General features: G+C 68.2%; 15 protein-coding genes and 1 pseudogene. 8 read left to right on the forward strand and 8 right to left on the reverse strand.

Features of this window, described 5'->3' with window-relative positions; all coding sequences use genetic code 11:
• The first annotated feature begins 346 nt into the window (after window positions 1-346).
• From infC to QRM96_RS19340, 4 genes are all read left to right on the forward strand, one after another.
• Window positions 347-1,360 (forward strand): translation initiation factor IF-3, encoded by a 1,014-nt coding sequence (gene infC / locus QRM96_RS19325; RefSeq protein WP_285320629.1) that lies wholly within the window; start codon window positions 347-349, stop codon window positions 1,358-1,360.
• 121 nt (window positions 1,361-1,481) lie between these two features.
• Window positions 1,482-1,676, forward strand: coding sequence for a 50S ribosomal protein L35 (rpmI, locus tag QRM96_RS19330; protein WP_009358635.1), 195 nt, complete (start codon window positions 1,482-1,484; stop codon window positions 1,674-1,676).
• A 118-nt stretch (window positions 1,677-1,794) separates the two neighbouring features.
• The gene (rplT, locus tag QRM96_RS19335; RefSeq protein WP_018763610.1) at window positions 1,795-2,184 is read left to right on the forward strand and encodes a 50S ribosomal protein L20; all 390 of its coding nucleotides are present in this window, start codon (window positions 1,795-1,797) and stop codon (window positions 2,182-2,184) included.
• 70 nt (window positions 2,185-2,254) lie between these two features.
• Window positions 2,255-3,166 carry a TrmH family RNA methyltransferase gene (locus QRM96_RS19340; protein ID WP_026265103.1) on the forward strand — a complete coding sequence of 304 codons (912 nt, stop codon included), beginning with the start codon at window positions 2,255-2,257 and terminating at the stop codon, window positions 3,164-3,166.
• A 119-nt stretch (window positions 3,167-3,285) separates the two neighbouring features.
• On the opposite strand, the gene QRM96_RS19345 is transcribed toward QRM96_RS19340, so the two are convergent.
• A complete protein-coding gene (locus QRM96_RS19345) occupies window positions 3,286-3,561 on the reverse strand; it encodes a GlsB/YeaQ/YmgE family stress response membrane protein (protein WP_018763608.1) in 276 nt (91 codons plus the stop codon).
• A 240-nt stretch (window positions 3,562-3,801) separates the two neighbouring features.
• Window positions 3,802-5,010: an MFS transporter gene (locus tag QRM96_RS19350; RefSeq protein WP_018763607.1), complete on the reverse strand. Its 1,209-nt coding sequence runs from the start codon at window positions 5,008-5,010 to the stop codon at window positions 3,802-3,804.
• Between the two features lie 155 nt (window positions 5,011-5,165).
• Between QRM96_RS19350 and QRM96_RS19355 the strand changes: the two genes are divergently transcribed.
• Window positions 5,166-5,612, forward strand: coding sequence for a (deoxy)nucleoside triphosphate pyrophosphohydrolase (locus tag QRM96_RS19355; RefSeq protein WP_018763606.1), 447 nt, complete (start codon window positions 5,166-5,168; stop codon window positions 5,610-5,612).
• 65 nt (window positions 5,613-5,677) lie between these two features.
• Here QRM96_RS19355 and QRM96_RS19360 read toward each other — a convergent pair.
• The 3 genes and pseudogenes from QRM96_RS19360 to QRM96_RS19370 all read right to left on the reverse strand — a co-directional run.
• A pseudogene (locus QRM96_RS19360) lies at window positions 5,678-6,778 on the reverse strand (Rv2578c family radical SAM protein); the annotation flags it as partial.
• A gap of 77 nt (window positions 6,779-6,855) precedes the next feature.
• Window positions 6,856-7,512 carry an SIMPL domain-containing protein gene (locus QRM96_RS19365; RefSeq protein ID WP_285320611.1) on the reverse strand — a complete coding sequence of 219 codons (657 nt, stop codon included), beginning with the start codon at window positions 7,510-7,512 and terminating at the stop codon, window positions 6,856-6,858.
• Window positions 7,509-7,964 carry a hypothetical protein gene (locus QRM96_RS19370; protein WP_285320612.1) on the reverse strand — a complete coding sequence of 152 codons (456 nt, stop codon included), beginning with the start codon at window positions 7,962-7,964 and terminating at the stop codon, window positions 7,509-7,511. Before QRM96_RS19370 ends, QRM96_RS19365 begins: the two co-directional genes overlap by 4 nt.
• A 200-nt stretch (window positions 7,965-8,164) precedes the next feature.
• Here QRM96_RS19370 and pheS point away from each other — a divergent pair, with 200 nt between their 5' ends.
• Genes pheS through QRM96_RS19385 form a run of 3 tightly spaced genes read left to right on the forward strand, consistent with a single transcriptional unit; the run spans window position 8,165 to window position 12,508 of the window.
• Window positions 8,165-9,226 carry a phenylalanine--tRNA ligase subunit alpha gene (gene pheS, locus QRM96_RS19375; RefSeq protein ID WP_018763602.1) on the forward strand — a complete coding sequence of 354 codons (1,062 nt, stop codon included), beginning with the start codon at window positions 8,165-8,167 and terminating at the stop codon, window positions 9,224-9,226.
• Between the two features lie 2 nt (window positions 9,227-9,228).
• Window positions 9,229-11,772, forward strand: a complete 2,544-nt coding sequence (gene pheT / locus QRM96_RS19380; protein WP_285320613.1) for a phenylalanine--tRNA ligase subunit beta — start codon at window positions 9,229-9,231, stop codon at window positions 11,770-11,772.
• 31 nt (window positions 11,773-11,803) lie between these two features.
• Window positions 11,804-12,508: a 4'-phosphopantetheinyl transferase family protein gene (locus QRM96_RS19385; protein WP_285320614.1), complete on the forward strand. Its 705-nt coding sequence runs from the start codon at window positions 11,804-11,806 to the stop codon at window positions 12,506-12,508.
• Here QRM96_RS19385 and QRM96_RS19390 read toward each other — a convergent pair.
• The 3 genes from QRM96_RS19390 to QRM96_RS19400 form a co-directional block, all read right to left on the reverse strand.
• Window positions 12,472-13,833 (reverse strand): M1 family metallopeptidase, encoded by a 1,362-nt coding sequence (locus QRM96_RS19390; RefSeq protein ID WP_285320615.1) that lies wholly within the window; start codon window positions 13,831-13,833, stop codon window positions 12,472-12,474. The two genes, QRM96_RS19385 and QRM96_RS19390, sit on opposite strands and share 37 nt — an antisense overlap.
• Window positions 13,830-17,804, reverse strand: coding sequence for a Pls/PosA family non-ribosomal peptide synthetase (locus QRM96_RS19395; protein ID WP_285320630.1), 3,975 nt, complete (start codon window positions 17,802-17,804; stop codon window positions 13,830-13,832). Before QRM96_RS19395 ends, QRM96_RS19390 begins: the two co-directional genes overlap by 4 nt.
• A gap of 193 nt (window positions 17,805-17,997) precedes the next feature.
• On the reverse strand, window positions 17,998-18,963 hold the full coding sequence (locus QRM96_RS19400; RefSeq protein WP_285320616.1) for a quinone oxidoreductase family protein: 966 nt from the start codon (window positions 18,961-18,963) through the stop codon (window positions 17,998-18,000).
• Between the last annotated feature and the right edge of the window lie 56 nt (window positions 18,964-19,019).

The following is a 19,019-nucleotide window of genomic DNA, read 5'->3' on the forward strand; positions in this document are numbered from 1 at the left end:
GTCGTTATTTCAGAGATCGTTCCAAACGATGGGGTTCCCAGCAGCGCTTCGCGGCGTTGGCGGGAATTTTTTCTGTAGAATGGCATCCAGTTTGCAAGCGGAGTTCTCTCCCACCCGCGTCAGCCGCTGTTTCCCAGGTTCCTTGCGAACCGCCAGGGGACGAAAGGTTGCCGGGTACCTGGTTGGGCATGGAACCGGTAACAACCGGAACTGTGCGCGTGCTTCCCGTTTTCGGGACGGCTTCGCCAACCTGTTTGAGGCCTTCGATTGCTCCGGCAATTGGGGGCCTTCTCTATTTGCCGGACACAACAACAAACACAGGAGCTTTAACATTAGCGAGCCAAGAATCAATGAGCGTATCCGCGTCCCCGAGGTGCGGCTGGTCGGACCTGCAGGTGAACAGGTAGGAATCGTCCGTATTGAGGATGCCCTGCGCCTGGCTGCCGAATCCGACCTTGATCTCGTTGAAGTTGCACCTCAGGCGAAGCCTCCGGTGTGCAAGCTGATGGATTTCGGCAAGTACAAGTACGAAGCCGCGGTCAAGGCACGTGAGGCCCGGAAGAACCAGACGAACACCGTTCTGAAGGAAATCCGCTTCCGCCTCAAGATCGACACCCACGACTACGAGACCAAGCGGGGCCACGCCCTTCGCTTCCTCGGCGCCGGGGACAAGGTCAAGGCCATGATCCAGTTCCGCGGTCGCGAGCAGCAGCGCCCCGAAATGGGCATCCGCCTGCTCCAGCGCTTCGCGGACGACGTCGCCGAAGTTGGCGTGGTGGAGTCCAGCCCCCGCATCGATGGCCGGAACATGGTCATGGTTGTCGGTCCGCTGAAGAACAAGGCCGAGGCAAAGGCTGAAGCCCGTCGCGCCACCCAGCGCGCCGAGGCGAAGGCACAGAACGAAGCCAAGGCCTCCGGCCGTGTGGACACGTCCGGCACGGACCAGGCGCCCATGACCCAGTCACTGGCTGACCTCCTGCCGGAAGGCTTCACCGTTTCCACCGAACCGGAGACGGCTCCGGAGGAAACTCCCGCTGCCGAGGCGCCTGCTGCACCGGCTCCCGAGCAGGAAGCCGCCAAGGAGGAAGCTCCCAAGGCTGCCCCGGCTCCCCGGCAGGAAGCACCTAAGGCCGCCGCGCCCAAGGCTGCTGCACCCAAGCAGGAGGCTCCGAAGCAGGAGGCTCCGAAGGCTGCCGCAGCACCGAAGCCCGCGACCGCCGCCAAGCCGGCGGCAGCGGCGCCGAAGCCCGCCGCCGTGCCTGCACCGCCGAAGCCGGTGGCCAGGCCTGCTGCACCGAAGCCTGCTGCCCGCCCTGCCCCCAAGGCAGTGCCCAAGCCGGCGGGTAAGAAGACCAACTAGTTCACAGCTGCCGGAGGTTCCGCCCTCCGGCAGTCAGCAACCAGCATGCTGCCCGCAGGGGCGGCTGCGCGATAGAACTGCCGGCCCCAGGGCCCGCAGACACGTAAGGAGATCGGTTCCCATGCCGAAGATGAAGACCCACAGTGGTGCTAAGAAGCGCTTCAAGCTGACCGGCAGCGGCAAGCTGCGCCGCCAGCAGGCCAACCGCCGCCACTACCTGGAGCACAAGTCCAGCCGCCTGACCCGCCGCCTCGCCGGCGACAAGATCGTCTTCAAGGGCGATGCCAAGGTCATCCGGAAGATGCTCGGCATCTAGTTTCCAAGTTTATTGATGGGCCGCCCCCTGGCGGTTCGTCTTCTGCCAAACAGCCTTCTCAGGCCGCCGGATTTCCGGCAACAGATGCTTGGGATCAGATTTTCGAAGGAGTACGCACGTGGCACGTGTGAAGAGGGCGGTAAACGCCCACAAGAAGCGCCGGGTTGTCCTTGAGCGGGCAAAGGGTTACCGCGGACAGCGTTCGCGCCTGTACCGCAAGGCCAAAGAGCAGCTGCTGCACTCGTTTGTGTACAGCTACGGTGACCGCAAGAAGAAGAAGGGCGACTTCCGCCGCCTGTGGATCCAGCGCATCAACGCTGCGTCCCGCGCCAACGGCCTCACCTACAACCGACTGATCCAGGGCCTGAAGGCCGCTGAGGTCGAGGTTGACCGCCGCATGCTGGCCGAGCTCGCCGTCTCGGACGCCAACGCATTTGCCGCACTGGTCCAGGTGGCCAAGGACTCCCTGCCGGCTGACACCTCCGCCAAGAAGGTCGCCGCAGCCTAGAGGCCGCGCAGTGCTCCTCCCTGAGGGGCCGGTTCAAGAACTGGTGGCAGCAGCTACTACAGTTTCTTGTATGAACGACACCGGGCGCCCGCAAGATTTTCCATTGTCCAACCCCCGAGCCGATCGGGTCAGGGACGTGGCAAAGCTTGCAGGGCGCCCGGCCCGTTTAAAGCGTGGCCAGTTCCTTGCTGAGGGGCCGCAGGCAGTGCGCGAGGCACTCAAGCTCCACCAGCAGCGCCTTGCGGCCGGAGCCCCGGGCATCGTCACGGACGTCTACGCAAGCGAAAGCTGCCTGGACCGTTTTCCCGAGTTCGAGGAGCTTGCCGAGGGGACCACGGCACGGCTGGCCACCGATGAAGTCCTGTCGGCCATGGCTGACACGGTCAATCCGCAGGGAATCGTGGCCGTCTGCCGCTTCGTGGACGTCTCCCTGGCGGACGTGCTCGACGCCGGACCACGCCTGGTAGCCGTGCTCTGCCAGGTCAGGGATCCCGGTAACGCCGGAACAGTGCTCCGCGCCGCCGATTCCGCCGGGGCCGACGCCGTGGTGTTCACTGCGTCCAGCGTCGATATCTACAACCCCAAGGCAGTCCGCTCTACGGCCGGTTCCCTGTTCCACCTGCCCGTTGTCCTGGCTGCCGACCCGGCCGAACTCGCGGCTGCGTGCAAGGCCCGCGGCATCGGCATCCTCGCTGCGGACGGCTACGGACAGTTGGACCTGGATGTCCTCCAAGACGAGAGCGCCCGCCGCAGGCTCACCGGAAAGGGCCCGGATTCCGTGTACGACCTGGCCGGGCCCACAGCCTGGTTCTTCGGCAACGAGGCGCAGGGGTTGTCGGAGGAAGAACTTGCCCTGGCCGACCACCGGGTGGCTGTCCCCGTCTACGGGGCGGCGGAGAGCCTGAACCTCGGTACTGCGGCCACCGTCTGCCTCTACGCCAGCGCCAGGTCCCAACGCCGGGATGGGGCAGTTCCGGAATAAGTTGCCGGCGGCCAGCCAGGAGGGCGCCGCCGACGAAGGAGTGGCCGGGGAAGAAGCGGCCGGGCAAAAAGAAAGGCCCCGGATATCCGGGGCCCGGTGGTTATGTGGTGACGGAGTGGTCAGGGCGCGCGGGTGGCTTTTCCGCGTCCGGTGACGAATCCGTAGATGCCGGCGACAATGAGGCCACCGACGATAGCGAGAATCCACGTGCCGAGGTCGAAGAAGCCCATGTCGCCCTTGGCGAAAAGGAGGCTGCCAATCCAGCCGCCAACAATGGCACCAACAACACCGAGGATGAGGCTGGTGACCCAGCCGCCGCCGACCCGTCCGGGCATAACGGCCTTAACGATGGCCCCGACAATCAGGCCCAAAATAATCCAAGCAAGAAAACCCATGTCTCCTCCTTATTGTGACCGGGAAAAATAGTCCCGATGAGCCTCAAGCTAACATAAGGGCCCCGCAAAGTCAGTAGCCGAACCTGCGCCGTTGCTGCATCGTTAGGGGCGTCCCGGTACGGTATGGACCGGGTGGGGCCACAGCGGGATCCTGCACTGTCCAGCAGCGAAGAACCGGCGACGAGGAAGCTCCCTGGCTGTACATGGCGGTACCGCGGCGATGGTGGGTCGCGGGCGGGATCAGGCTGCCAGCGGACGCTTGCGCTCCAGCACGCCACTGAGCAGCGCGACGCCGAACCCGAGGACGGCGAGTACGGCGCCCACGAGCGCCGGGGCTACGAAGCCCCACCCGAGGGAAATGACGAGGCCGCCGAGAAAGGCCCCCAGGGCGTTGGCAACGTTGAGCGCGGCGTGGTTGAGCGAGGAGGCCAGGGACGGCGCATCCGGTGAAGCATCCAGCAGCCGGGTTTGCAGGGCGGGGACCAGCATGGAACCGGCGGCCCCCACCACGAACACCATGACCAGGGCGCTCCATGCCCAGTGTGCTGCCACGGCGTAGAGCACCAGGGCAACTGCAATCGCGGGCAGGACGCGGTAGAGGGTGCCCATCACCGACTTGTCGGCCAGCCTGCCGCCGATGAGGTTCCCGGCCACCATACCCAGTCCGTACAAGGCCACCACCAGCGGGATCAGCGTGGAGGGGATTCCGGCCACGTTGGTCATGGTGTGGGCGATGTAGGTATAGGTTGCGAAGAAGCCGCCGAAGCCAACAATCCCCACCAGGAGCGCCAGCCACACCTGCAGCCGTTTCAGCGCACCGAGTTCGCGCCGGATGCTCGCGTCCGGGTGCGTCTTCTGGAACGGCACGAAGATCCAGACGAGCACCAGTGCCAGCAGCCCGATGCACCCCACCAGGACGAACAGCAGCCGCCAGCCGAAGGCCTGGCCCAGCCAGGTGGCAAAGGGTACTCCGACGACGTTGGAGATGCTGAGGCCGGCCATCACCATGGAGATGGCCCAGCCGCGCCGCGTCGGCGGGACCAGGGAGGCGGCTATCACGGCGGCCACGCCAAAGAACGCCCCGTGCGGCAGGCCCGCAGCGAACCTCGAGACGAGCATGGACCCGTAGTCAGGTGCGATGAACGAACTGAGGTTGGCAACCGTAAAGAAAAGCAGGAGCCCGAGCGCCAGGTATTTGCGGGGTAGCTTGGCCCCGACGACGGCAAGCAGCGGGGCGCCGACCACGACGCCCAGGGCGTAGGCGGAGATCAGGTAGCCGGCCTGGGGAGTGCTGATCGCCAGTCCCTGCTCCACCTCCTTCAACAGGCCCATCATGGTGAACTCGGTCACACCGATGCCTACCCCGCCCATGGCCAGCGCAAAAATGGCCATCCCAAGGTTCGGGGTTTTGGCGGGTGTTGCCGTGGACTGGGAAAGAACGCTGCTCATGTGCCTGCTTCTCAAAGATGGGTGGAAAAGACCGGATGCCACGGCAGTGGGGCAGGAACGTCCGGACAGAGTCGCAAACCCTTGGCGGCCAGGACCTATTCCCTGAGCCGGAATGCTGTTCCGGGACATTCCATTGTGGACCATAGAATGGCCGAATGACTGGACTGATTCAGGTTGTGGGCGGAGCCATCGTGGACGAGCTGGCGGACCCGGCGGCCCTGCTGGTCGCCAGGCGAAGTGCGCCGGAGCACCTGGCCGGTCTGTGGGAGTTCCCGGGCGGCAAGGTTGAACCCGGCGAGGAGCCCGAGGCCGCGCTGGTGCGGGAACTGTCAGAGGAACTCGGAATCGGTGTCCGGCTGGGACCCGAACTGCCGGCGGAGGATCCCGGTGGCTGGCCGCTGAACGAACGGGCCAGCATGCGGGTCTGGTTCGCGGAGGTCAGCGACGGCGAGCCGCGGCCCCTTGAAGACCATGACGAACTGCGGTGGCTGGACCTCCGGGACCGGGACGCGGTCCTGGGCCTGCCGTGGATCCCTGCTGATTTTCCGATCGTCCGGGCTTTGCTGGACTCGGTGGCATCCCCGCTGAACCAGGCACTCTGAACCAGGCACTCTGAACCAGGCCCGCTGAACCAGGGCCTCTGACACGGGACCGCCACCACAGGACCTGCTAGAAGAGGGCGTCCTGCTGCGAGGGCCGGGCGGGAACCCCCGCGGTGCCCTCTGTAGCCGGGGCGGGGATGCTGCCGGCGGGGGTACTGCGCTTCCTCGGCGCGGGGATCGTCCAGGTCCCGGTGGCTGAAGCCGGAGGAATGCGAGAAACCGTGGCGTGCCTTGAAGTACCGGACCTTGGCGGCCAGCCAGGTGCGGTACTCCTTGGAAGCGTAGGACCCCGTCCCGTACAGCCGCCGGTAGCGTCCCGCCAGTTCGGGGTGGTGGGCTGCGATCCACTTCATGAACCACTCCCTGGTCCCGGGCTTCAGGTACAGGGCACCCGCGGTGACTCCCGTTGCGCCCGCGGCCGCCAAGGAGCCGAAGAGAGCATCCAGGGCTTCGTCACTGTCGGAAAGCCACGGCAGGATGGGCATGGCCATCACCCCACACGGGAGCCCGGCTTCGCGCAGCCGGGACACCAGCCTCAGCCGCGCCCTGGGCCCGGGTGTGCCGGGCTCGATGGCTTCCGAAAGGGCCTCATCGGTCATGGCCAGCGAGATTCCCAGGCCTACCGGCACCTGGGTGGCGGCACTTTTCAACAGGGGAATGTCCCGCGCCAGCAACGTGCCCTTGGTGAGGATGGACAGGGGAGTGCCGGAGTCCGCCAGGGCGGAGATAATGCCCGGCATGAGGCGGTACCGTCCCTCGGCCCGCTGATAGGGGTCGGTGTTGGTGCCAAGCGCCACCTGCTGGCGCGTCCAGGACGCCTTGTTCACTTCCTTGCGCAGGACTTCCGCCGCGTTGACCTTAACCACCACCTGGTTGTCGAAGTCCATGCCGGCGTCGAAATCCAAATACGTGTGGGACTTCCTGGCAAAGCAGTACACGCAGGCGTGGCTGCAACCCCGGTAGGGGTTCACCGTCCATTCGAAAGGCATCCTGGATCCCGCCGGGACCCTGTTGAGCACCGATTTTGCGGTGACCTCATGGAACGTGATGCCGGCGAACTCGGGAGTGGTGACGGACCGGACCAGGCCGGCCAGCGGCAGCAATGCCGGAGCAGCCCCACTGGCAGTTTCGGGGGTCGGAACCAAAGCCTGTGCTTCCCATCTCATGGCCTCCATTCGAAGACATGTTCGAACGGAAGTCAAGGGCGGCGCGCTGCCTCAGGGCTTCTCCCAGCCAACGCCGGCTAGTGCAGCAGCTCCCACGTGACCGTCACGCCTGCCTCCACCCGGTTCCGGCCGGACTCAAGGGGCAGCCCCTCAACGGCGGAGGCCCGTTGCAGGCCGGCGGCCGGTGCCGGGCCGGGAGCCGCCCGGAGGTCGGTCACGGACAAGACCCGGCCCAGTGTGGCCGAGGCGAGCGACGCGAACTGGGCGGCTGCGCGGAGCGCGTCCTGCCAGGCAGCCTCCCTGGCCTGTGCACGGGTGGCTGAGTCATCGGAGAGGACCAGCTGCAGGCTCTCCAGCCGGACGTCGTCACCGCCCGACTCAACGGCGGCGGAGATGGCCCCCGGTGCGTTGCCGACGTCCCGCAGCCTGACAGCAAGGCTGCCGACCGCAACGTAGCCCACGAGTTTCTGCCCTTCGCCGTCCCGCCACGCGAGGTCTGCCCGCACTGACAGGCCGCCCGTCCGCAGGTCGGCAGGGGCAACGCCGTGTCCCCGGAGGGCCGCGGCCACGGCGGCAAGGCCCTGGCCGGCCGCCGCATACGCGTCCGCCACGGACGGCGCGCGGCACTCCACCGCCACGGACACCGTCACCAGGTCAGGGACCGCCTCCGCCCACCCGCTCCCGGTGACGGTCACAGTGCCGGCATCTGTGGAGGCCCGCTCCGCGGCGTTCACAGGACCGCGCTCCCCGCCGGAACCGGGTAGCCGCCGGCGGCCAGGCCTGCCCTGCGTTCGAAAATATTCGCTGTTCCCGGATTTCCGCTCCGCAGCACGGACCACCCGGCCGCGGCCAGGTATAAGGGAATGAACGGCAGGCCGAGGCACCAGGCGTACTGGCTGCAGTGCCGCTCCTCATGGCCCAGCACCGCAGGCCGGGACAACAGGTCGGCGGCCGGACCGCGGTACAGCACCACGTTCCCCACCGTGAAGGCGCGGGCGGCCGGAAGCCGCCAACGGTACCCGGCGGCCAGGACCATGCCACGCGGGCCGCGGCTTAGCCGGGTCCCCGCGGCGAGGGCGACGGCGAGGCCCGCGACAGTACTCCCGTTGAGGAGGTTCGCTGCCCGCCTGAGCCGCTGGGCCGTCGTAGGGACATCCTGGGTACCCGCGCGCTGCCGCAAAGTCATGAGGCCATGGTAGCCGGAGGGTTCAACTAGACTGGAGGGCAGTGGCCGCCGGTCCTGCCGGCGAGCCCTGACCTGGTCATTGAATGAACTGACGTTCAGCGCATTCATCCATGACCTGCCAGCGACGGACGCGCCAAGCGGGAAACCGCGTACGGCTGCCCCGCCCGCCGGCAGCCACGACTCGTAGCTAAGAACAGTAGATGACTGAAACTTTGCCGGGCGCCGCCATTCCGAACCCCACGGATGAGGCCGCCATCAACGCCGCTGTAGACCAGGCCATCACCGCCATCGACGGTGCGGCCACCCTTGACGAGCTGAAGGCGGTGCGGCTTGCCCACAGCGGCGAGAAATCCCCGCTGAGCCTTGCCAACCGTGAGATCGGCCGGTTGCCCAAGGACCAGAAGGCGCTCGCCGGAAAGCTGATGGGCGCCTCCCGCGGCCGGGTCAACAAGGCGCTCGCCGACCGCACGGCCGTCCTGGAAGCCGAGAACGATGCCCGCATCCTGGTTGAGGAAACCGTGGACGTCACCGCCGCGCCGCGCCGTCGCCGTGCCGGTGCCCGCCACCCGCTCTCCACCCTCCAGGACCGCGTGGCGGACATCTTCGTGGGCATGGGCTGGGAAATCGCCGAAGGCCCCGAGGTCGAATCGGAGTGGTTCAACTTCGATGCGCTGAACTTCAAGCCGGACCACCCGGCCCGCGAAATGCAGGACACCTTCTTCGTTGAGCCGCCCGAAGCCCACCTGCTGATGCGCACGCACACGTCCCCGGTACAGGTCCGCTCCATGCTCGAGCGCGAAGTACCCATCTACGTGCTGTGCCCCGGCAAGGTGTTCCGCACCGACGAACTCGATGCCACCCACACCCCGGTGTTCCACCAGTTCGAGGGCCTTGCCATCGACAGGAACCTCAGCATGGCGGACCTGCGCGGCACCCTTGAGCACTTCGCCCGGCAGATGTTCGGCGATGAAGCCCAGATCCGGCTGCGCCCCAACTACTTCCCGTTCACGGAGCCGTCCGCCGAACTGGACATCTTCCATCCCGGGGCCAAGGGGGGCCCGGCGTGGATCGAGTGGGGCGGCTGCGGCATGGTCAATCCGAACGTCCTGCGCGCCGCCGGCATCGACCCGGACGTCTATTCAGGTTTTGCCTTCGGCATGGGCATCGAGCGTACCCTCATGTTCCGCAACGAGGTGGGGGACATGCGCGACATGATCGAAGGCGATGTACGGTTCAGCGAGCACTTCGGGATGGAGATCTAACAGTGCGTATCCCACTTTCCTGGCTGCGTGAATTCGCGGCCGTACCGGCCGATGCAACGGCCGAAGACGTCATGGCCGAACTGGTCAAGGTCGGTTTCGAAGAGGAAGCGGTCCACCGCCCCACCGACGCCCTGCGCGGGCCCGTGGTGGTGGGCCAGGTCCTGAGCCTGGTCAAGGAACCGCAGACCAACGGCAAGACCATCAACTGGTGCCAGGTCCGCGTCGTGCCCGAAGGGCAGGAGCAGACCCTGACAGGAGACGGCATCGACCCCTCCGGCGTGCAGGGCATCATCTGCGGCGCCCACAACTTCGTGGAAGGCGACAAAGTGGTGGTCACCCTGCCCGGCGCCGTGCTGCCCGGCGACTTCCACATCTCCGCCCGCAAGACCTACGGCCACCTCTCCGCCGGCATGATCGCCTCCGTCCGCGAACTGGGCATCGGCGATGACCACGACGGCATCCTGGTGCTCTCCCGCATCGGGCTGGACCCGGAAATCGGCACCGACGCCATGGAGCTCCTAGGCCTCTACGACCAGGCTGCGGAAATCAACGTCACCCCGGACCGCGGCTACGCCTTCTCCATCCGCGGCGTGGCCCGCGAGTACGCGCACGCCACCGGCACCGCCTTCACGGATCCCGCCACGAAGGTCAACGCCCCGGCCGAGCTGTCCGGCGGCTACGGCGTCAAGCTCAACGACGACGCCCCCATTTACGGCACGCCCGGCTGCGACCGCTTCGTGGCCCGCACGGTGCGCGGCGTGGATGCCACCCGGCCCACCCCGCAGTGGATGGTATCCCGGCTGCGGCTGGCCGGCATCCGCTCCATCTCGCTGCCGGTGGACATTTCAAACTACGTCATGCTTGAGCTGGGCCAGCCCACGCACTGCTACGACCTGGACAAGCTGTCCGGCGACATCGTGGTGCGGCGCGCGTCCGCAGGGGAGAAGATCACCACCCTGGACGGCAAGGAGCGCACCCTTGATGCGGAGGACCTCCTGATCACCGACGACTCCGGCGCCATCGGCATCGCGGGCGTCATGGGCGGCGCGGCCACCGAGGTGAGCGATTCGACGTCGAACATCCTGGTTGAGGCGGCACACTTCGACGACGTGTCCATCGGACGTTCCCGGCGCCGGCACAAGCTGCCGTCCGAGGCGTCCAAGCGCTTCGAACGCGGCGTTGACTGGCAGGTTGCGGGCATCGCCGCGCAGCGCGTGGTGGACCTCCTGGTGGAACTGGCCGGGGGATCCGCCGATGAGGCGGGGACCGACGTCGGCACCGCCCCCGAAACCGTCACCATCGAGCTGCCGGCCGGCTTCGCCGCGGCCCGCATCGGGATCGACTTCACCGAAGCGCAGATTGTCACCTCGCTGGAGGACCTGGGTGCCGTCGTCGTAAAGCACGACGCCGGCTGGACCGTGACGCCGCCCAGCTGGCGCAGCGACCTGGAAACCAAGGAAGACCTCACAGAGGAAATCGCCCGGCTGGTGGGCTACGACAAGATCCCTGCCACGTTGCCCGTGGCCCCTCCCGGCCGCGGCCTCACCCGGGTCCAGCAGCAGCGCCGGCGCCTGATCCAGGCCCTGGCGGACGCCGGACTCACCGAGGTCCTGTCCTACCCGTTCGTGTCCAAGGCGGCCAACGACACCTTCGGCACGGCCGACGAAGCCACCCCCCGGAGCGCCGTCAAGCTCGCCAACCCGATCAGCGAGGAGCAGGGCTACCTGCGGACCTCGATCATTCCGGGCCTGATCGAGGTGGCCAAGCGGAACCATTCCCGCGGCTTCCGCGACCTCGCCCTGTTCGAGTCCGGCCTGGTCTTCCTTCCCGGCGCCGCCATGGGTACCGCCGCCATCCCGCCGTTGGGGGAAAAGCCCGCCGACGAGGTGCTCGACGCACTTTACGACGGCGTCCCGGACCAGCCGTTCCATGTGGCCGCCATCCTCACCGGCCACGATTCCCCGGCTGCTGCCGGCCACACTCCGCGGACGTGGGACTGGGCTGACGCGCTGGATGTTGCCCGCCTTGCGGGCGACGTCCTCGGCGTCGACCTTGTGGTCACGCAGGGCAGCCACCAGGCGTTCCATCCCGGCCGCACCGCCCGGCTCGCACTGCGGACGGGAGAGACCGTGGGGTACGCGGGCGAACTGCACCCCAAGCTGCTGGCGGCCTCGGACATGCCGGCCCGTTCGGTGGCGCTGGAACTCAATGCCGATGCCCTCTTCGACGCCGCACCGGACGTGATCGTGGCCCGCCACATCTCGACCTTCCCCGTGGCCACCCAGGACGTGGCGCTCGTGGTCCCGGCCGACGTCCCGGCCGACGAGGTCCTCGCCGCCCTCCGTGAAGGTGCCGGCGAGCTGCTGGAGGACGTCGCCCTGTTCGACGTCTACGCCGGCAAGGGCATTGAGGACGGCAAGAAGTCGCTGGCCTTCGGGCTCCGGTTCCGGGCCGCCGACCGCACCTTGACCGCGGACGAAGCCTCGGCCGCGCGCGAAAGCGCCGTGGCCCTGGCCGCGGAACGCTTCGGAGCCGTGCAGCGCTAGTTCCTGTTCGCAGCCTCCGGAAGGGCGGGTCATGACGCACTGTGAAATGCGTGCAGTCCCGCCCTTCCTGCTGCCCGGCGACGCCGCCGCGGTGCGCAAGGACGCCGAACGCCTCCTGGACGGCGTGGAACTGGCGCGGGCCAAGGCCATGGCGGCTGCCGCCGGGACGGCGTTCCTGGCCGGGCGTTTGGCCCAGCGGGACTTCGCCGCCAGCCTGCTGTCAGTGTCCGCCGCAGACCTCGCCACGGCCTACGGCTGCCCGCGCTGCGGCACGGGCCCGGACCTGGGCCACGGCAGGCCCGGGTACACCTATCGGGGTGCCCCCGTGCCCCTGGCCCTCAGCCTGTCCCGGGCCGGCGGCTGGACCCTGCTCGCGGCCGTGCCGGATGCCGCACCCGGAACCCGCCTCGGGACGGACATCGAGGATCCGGCCCGCACCGGTTTCGACGGGTTCGACGGACTGGCGCTGGCACCTGCCGAACGGCTTGCGCTCCGGGGCGTCACGGCGGACCTCCTCCCTGCAGCCAAGGCAAGGTTGTGGGCCCGCAAAGAGGCCTGGCTGAAGATGACCGGCGAGGGACTCAGCAGGATGCCGTCCTCCCTTGACGTCCTGGAACGTCCCGGACTGATCGACCTTGGCCCCGCGGAAACCGGGCTGCCCGCCCACCTGGCCGCCGCCGTCGCGGTTTCCGTGCCCGCTCAGGACGCCGGCAATGGCGGCAGCGGCTCCTCGTAGAGCCACGGGTGCAGCAGGGATTCGGCATCCACGGCTGTTGCCCGGCTGACGGCCATGATGAAGTCCTGTGTGGTCACCGAGCCATGCCGGTGGCTGGCGGTCCAGTCCTGCAGGACGGCGAAGAAGGCAAGGTCGCCGACGGCCATCCGGACGGCATGGACAGCCAGTGCTCCGCGTTTGTAGACGCGGTCATCGAACATCCGCCCAGGTCCGGGGTCTCCCACCAGGATGTCCTGCTCCTCGGCGGCCAGCCGGCGCCAGGCAGCCCGGGCCCGGTCCGCCACGGCCATGACGCCGGCTTCTTCGGACCAGATCCATTCCGCGTAGCAGGCAAAGCCCTCGTGCAGCCAGATGTCCTGCCAGCTGGCCGCCGTCAGGGCATTGCCAAACCATTGATGGGAGAGTTCGTGGGCGATCAGGCGCTGGGACTCCCAGTCCAGGCCCAGGTGGTTGGGGCCAAGGATGGACATTGCCTGCGCCTCAAGCGGGATTTCCAGTTCGTCCTCGGTGACCACCACGACGTACCCGGGAAACGGGTAGGGGCCAAAGCAGCTGCTGAAGGTGCGCATCATGGCCGGCTGGAGCGCCAGGCCGGCCCGTGCCCGGTCCGCCAAGGCGTGGGAGACGGCCACGGTCTGCGGTACGGGGGTGCCGTGCCGACCGCTGTCCAGTTCCAGCAGCGCATACCTGCCAATCTGCACGGTGGCCAGGTAGGCGGGCATGGGATCGGCCTGTTCGTAGACCCAGGTTTCCCGGCTGGACCGGGCGGTGTGCGATTGCAGGACGCCGTTGCACACCACGCGGTAGTTCGCATCGGTGGTCACGGTGAACCGGTAGCTGGCTTTGTCCCCGAGGTGGTCGTTGCACGGGAACCAGGAGGGCGCCCCGTTGGGCTGCCCGGCCACCAGGACGCCGTCCGTGAGCTCCTCCCAGCCCACCTCACCCCAGAGGCCCCGACGTGGCCGCGGGTTGCCTTCGTAGCGCACCTCCAGCGTGAACGGCTGCCGGGCCTCGAAAGGGTTCTGCGCCGCAACCACAAGTTGCCCTGCCCGCTGGCTGAACCGAAGGGGCTTGCGGCCGTCCAGCAGCACTTTGGTGGCGCGCAGCCCGGCAAGGTCCAGCACAATGGCCGACTCCGGGACGCACGTGACGCCGTGCAGCACCGCCCTGCCGCTGAGCCGGTTGCTGGCCACCCGGTAGTCCAGGTCCAGTTCGTACCGCTCCACCCGGAAGGCGTTGGTCCCGGCGCCGGGCAGGTAAGGATCCGGGGCAGCGCCGCCGGCCTCGTTGACACTGCCGCGCGCGGATGATGCTGAAGAACTCATGGGGACCTTCGGTTGGCAGACGGCGATCCGGGGCCGCTCCAGGGACTGACGGGGTTGCCCATCCAGTACGTCGCGGCGGGAACTGCTTCGCCGCGCATCACCAGGGACGCCGGCCCCACTGTTCCGCCTGCGCCGACCCTGGCCTGGGGAAGGATGACCCCGTGCGGGCCCATGGTGGCCCCGTCCTCGAGCGTAACAGCGTCAATGCTCATCACCCGGTCATGGAACAGGTGCGTCTGCACCACGCAGCCCCGATTCACCGTGGAGTTGCGGCCAAGCGTCACCAGGTCGGCTTCGGGCAGCCAGTAGCTTTCACACCATGTGCCGCTGCCGATCTTCGCGCCGAGCGCACGCAGCCACCAGACCAGGGCCGGCGTGCCGGAAGCAGCCCGCGCAAACCATGGCGCGGACACCATCTCGATAAAGCTGTCCACTACTTCGTTGCGCCAGATGAACGAGCTCCAGAGCGGGTGCTCGCCGGGGCGGATCCGGCCCACCAGGATCCACTTGGCGACGACGGACGCGGCTGCGGCCACAAAGCCCGCCAGCAGCATGACCACGCCCGTGAGTACGGCTGCGGCGCCATAGCCCAGGGCTGCAGCGATCCAGTCGAAGGCCAGCATGGTGCCGGCAGCGATGGCCACCGTGAGCATGACCGGCACAAACCGGCCCAGCTCCCACAGGGTCCGGGCCACCTTCAGCTGCGCCGGGGGCTGGAAAGTGCGGGAACCGTCTGAGGCGATCGCGGTCCGCCGCAGCCGGACCGGCGGGCTTCCCAGCCAGGAGGTGCCCGCCTTGGCTTTTGCCGGCGTCGCGGACAGGACGGCCACCAGCGAGTTCTTGGGCACGTTCCGGCCGGCGGCGGTCATGCCGGAATTGCCGAGGAAGGACCGCTTGCCGATCTTGGCCGGTGCCACCCGCAACCAGCCGCCGTCGAGCTCGTAAGAGGCCACCATGGTGTCATCGGCCAGGAAGGCACCCTCTCCCACGGTGGTCATTTTCGGTATCAGCAGCACGGTGGAGGCCTCGACGTTCTTCCCGACCTTGGCGCCCAGCAGGCGAAGCCACACCGGGGTGAACAGGCTGGCGTAGATCGGGAACAGCAGGTCCCTGGCCAGGTCCAGCACCCGCTCGGTGGCCCAGATCTGCCATCCCACCCGGCTGCGGATCCGGTAGTAGCCCTCCGCGATCCCGATGGACAGCAGGCGCGTGGCAGCCAGCACCAGGACGGCGTTCACGGCAAACCACACCAGCGACGCGGGGGCAAGGGCCGGCACCAGCCGGGGGAGGGCTTCGGTGAGAGAGGTACTGCCCTGGATGAAGGCGAACGCGACCCACAGCGCGGCAGCGGCGGACACGTAAGGGATGACGGAAAGGCAAGCCGACGCCAGCGCGAAGCCGGCGAACCAGGCGCGTGCGGCAAACCTGCCTTGGGCTGCGGCATCCGGCACGCTGTGTTTGGCCTTGCCCTGCCGGCGCGCCGGAGACCCGGCCGCCAGCTGGCCTGCCTTGACCTTCCCCAGCACCGCGGAACCGGCTTCCACCTGCGCCCCGGCTCCGATCGAGGCGCCGGGCATCAGCGTGCTGCGTGCGCCCACGCTGGCTCCGCGGCCAATCCGGATGGCTCCAATATGGACATCGTCGCCGTCGATCCACCAGCCGGAGAGGTCCACTTCCGGTTCCACGTTGGCTCCGCTGCCCAGCGTCAGCATCCCGGTAACAGGAGGCAGCGAATGCAGCTGGACGTCCCGGCCGATCTTTGCACCCAGCGCCCGGGCGTAATACGGGACCCATGGCGCACTGGCGAGGCTGACGGCGCCGGCGAGGTCCTGGATCTGTTCGGCGAGCCACAACCGCAGGTGGACGCGCCCGGACCGCGGATAGATGCCCGGTTCCACCCCGCGCAGCAGGAACCGGGCCGCGCCGATGGCCAACAGCATCCGCCCCGCCGGGCTGACGAACACCAGCCAGGACACCGCCACCCACCACCACGAGACCGTGGGAGCGGCAGTGAACCCGGCAAGCCCGGACAACAGGTTGTTCAGGGCCATGACGTAGGTCAGCCACCGCATGCCCACCAGGATGTGCAGCGGCACACCCATCAGGGTCTGGAAAACCTGGGACTTCCTGGCAGTGGGCCGCACGGAGCGCTCCGGTGCCGGGACCGCCGGGCCGCCGGGACGGGACTGGCGTGCCACTTCCACCAGCGCACCGATCCGCGGCGTCGCGTAGATATCGGCCACGGTGATGGTGGGGTAGCGGACCCGCAGGGCCGAGACCAGCTGGGCGGCCGAGAGTGAACCGCCACCGTACGCGAAGAAATCGGCGTCCAGCGAGCTGACCGGGCTCCCCAGCACGTTGCTCCACTGCTCCACGATCCAGGCGGCGTCATCCGGAATATTCAGGGGGGCGGCGTTAGCCTCCGCGGCGCCAGCCCCGGCCAGCGGCCATGGGAGTTCGTGCCGGTTTACCTTGCCGCTGGTCTTGGTCGGCAGGGAGTCCACCACGGTGAGCATGGGAACCAGGGCCGCAGGCAGGCTTGTCGTCAGCTGCTCCCGGGCAATCGAAAGGTCAAGGACCACCCCGGCCGCCGGCGCCAGGTAGCCCACCAGGACGTGGTTTCCGGCGGCCGTTGTTTGGACTGCCGCGGCGCCGCCGGCCACCCCGGGAAGGGACTGGAGCGCGGCATCGATCTCGCCCAGCTCAATCCTGCGGCCGCCGAGCTTGACCTGTTCGTCGGCCCGGCCCTGGAAGACCAGGCCGGCCTGCTCGAAGCGCACCAGGTCACCCGACCGGTAGGCCCGGTCCCACCCCAGGGTGGGCATGGGCGCGTACTTCTCCGCGTCCTTGGCAGGATCGAGGTAGCGGGCCAGGCCAACGCCGCCGATGATGAGTTCGCCTACTTCGCCTTCGGCTACCGGTACCGCGTTCCCATCCACGATGGCCAGGTCCCAGCCGTCCAGCGGCAACCCGATCCGCACGGGACCGGGTGCACCCAGGGGCGCCGCGCAGGCTACCACCGTTGCTTCCGTTGGACCGTACGTGTTCCAGACTTCGCGGCCTTCAACGGCCAGGCGGCTGGCCAGCTCGGGCGGGCAGGCCTCGCCGCCGAATATGAGTAGCCGGACGTTCTCGAGCGATTCCGCCGGCCAGAGCGCAGCGAGGGTGGGCACGGTCGAAACGGCGGTGATGCCGTGGTTGATCAGCCAGGGGCCAAGGTCCATGCCGGTCCGGACCAGGGCGCGCGGTGCGGGCACCAGGCAGGCGCCTTGCCGCCAGGCGAGCCACATTTCCTCACAGGAAGCGTCGAAGGCGACCGACAGCCCGGCCAGGACCCGGTCCTGCGGACCGAGGGGTTCGTCCTGGAGGAAGATCCTTGCCTCCGCATCCACGAAGGCAGCGGCAGACCGGTGCCGGACCGCCACGCCCTTGGGTGTTCCGGTGGAGCCGGAGGTAAAGATGATCCAGGCGTCGTCGCCAGGTTCCGGGGGCCGTGCGCCTTTGAACGGGCCTTTCCGCCCCTGCCCGGCCGGCCCGGTCCCGATCGATGCGCCCGGCCTGATCGAACCGCCCTGCCCCAGGACGGCTGCCACGTTGGCCTCGCCGAACACCAGCCGTGCGCGTTCCTCGGGATCGTCGGCATCCACGGGGACATACGCGGCTCCCACCAGGAGGACGGCGAGGATGGAGACGTAGAGTTCGCTGGTGCCGGACGGGATCCGGATGCCAATCCTGTCCCCGGCGCCGAACCCGGCCTGGTGCAGGCGGCGGCCGGTGGCGCGGACAGCGTCCAGCAGCTGCGCGTAGCTCAGTGAGGTACGGCCGTCGTCCAGCGCCGAGGCGTCGGGAAAGCGGGCCGCGGTGTCCTGCAGGATATCGATCAGCGTCCGGGCCGCCGGTGCAGCCGCGGCCCCCGGCAGCTGGGGCCGGTGCGGGGCAAGGCCACTGCCGCTGTCGTCTGCCGGGGGCACGGCTGCCGAGGCCGCAGGATCCTGTCGGACGGTGCTGGCCGGCGCTGCACCGGGATGGTCATCCCCGAAGGGGACCTGCTGCTGGGTCACCCGTGCATTTTCCCGGGAGAAGATGAACAAAAGGTGTCCGGCGCGCCCGGACGCGCCGTTTGAGGCGGCCCGGGGGTTTGCCCGGTGTTCACGTTGCCTGCGGTTACGGAACCAGGAGCACTTTGCCGGTGGTCTTCCTGCCCTCAAGGTCGCGGTGCGCGAGGGCTGCCTGCGACAAGGGGTAACGGGCCCCGACCCGCACCTTCAGGCTGCCCTCGGCCGCCGCTGCGAACACCTCGCCGGAGCGCCAGCGCCGTTCCGTGGCATCCCGGAGGTAGTGGCCCATCGTGGGGCGGGTCAGGAACAAGGAGCCGCCGGCATTCAGGCGCTGCGGGTCGACCGGCGGGACGGGGCCCGATGCGGCACCGAACAACACCAGCATCCCCCTGATGCGCAAGGCTGAAAGGGAACCGTCGAAGGTGTCCTTGCCCACACCGTCGTACACCACGTCCACGCCGGTACTGCCCGTGATGTCCCTGACGTGCTCCGCGAATCCTTCGTAGCGGAGCACGTGGTCCGCGCCGGCGTCGCGCGCCAAGTCTTCCTTTTCGTCCGTGGACACCGTGGTGAACACCTCAGCGCCCCGTGCCTTAAGGAGCTGGATCAGCAGCAGTCCCACGCCTCCGGCGCCGGCATGGAGCAGGACCTTGTGGCCAGGTTCCACCTTGAAGGTGGAGTTCATCAGGTAGTGGGCAGTCATGCCCTGCAGGGGCAGAGCCGCGGCGGTAAAGACGTCCAGGCCCCTTGGTACCGGCAGCGCGGCGTCTTCGTCCACCAGCGCGTAGTCCGCGTAGCAGTTGATGCCTTCAGCCGTGGCAATCCGGTCGCCGACGGCAAATCCGGTCACCCCCTCTCCCACCGCCTCCACCGTGCCGGCGGCCTCGGAGCCGGGGGTGAAGGGGTACTGCACTTTGTAGGTGCCGCTGCGCTTGTAGGTATCGATGAAGTTCACGCCGGCCGCGCCCACCTTGAACAGCAGCTGCCCCGGGCCGGGAGTGGGGGGCTCAACCGCGGCGTAGTCGAGGACTTCCGGTCCGCCTGCCTGCCGTGCGACGATTGCGTGCGTCATGGCGCTCCTTTCCCGGGTTCCGGTATTTCCGGCCCGGCTGCCGAAGTCCATCCTAG

Origin of the sequence: Pseudarthrobacter sp. lyk4-40-TYG-27 (assembly GCF_030209295.1) — a bacterium.
GTDB lineage: Bacteria > Actinomycetota > Actinomycetes > Actinomycetales > Micrococcaceae > Arthrobacter.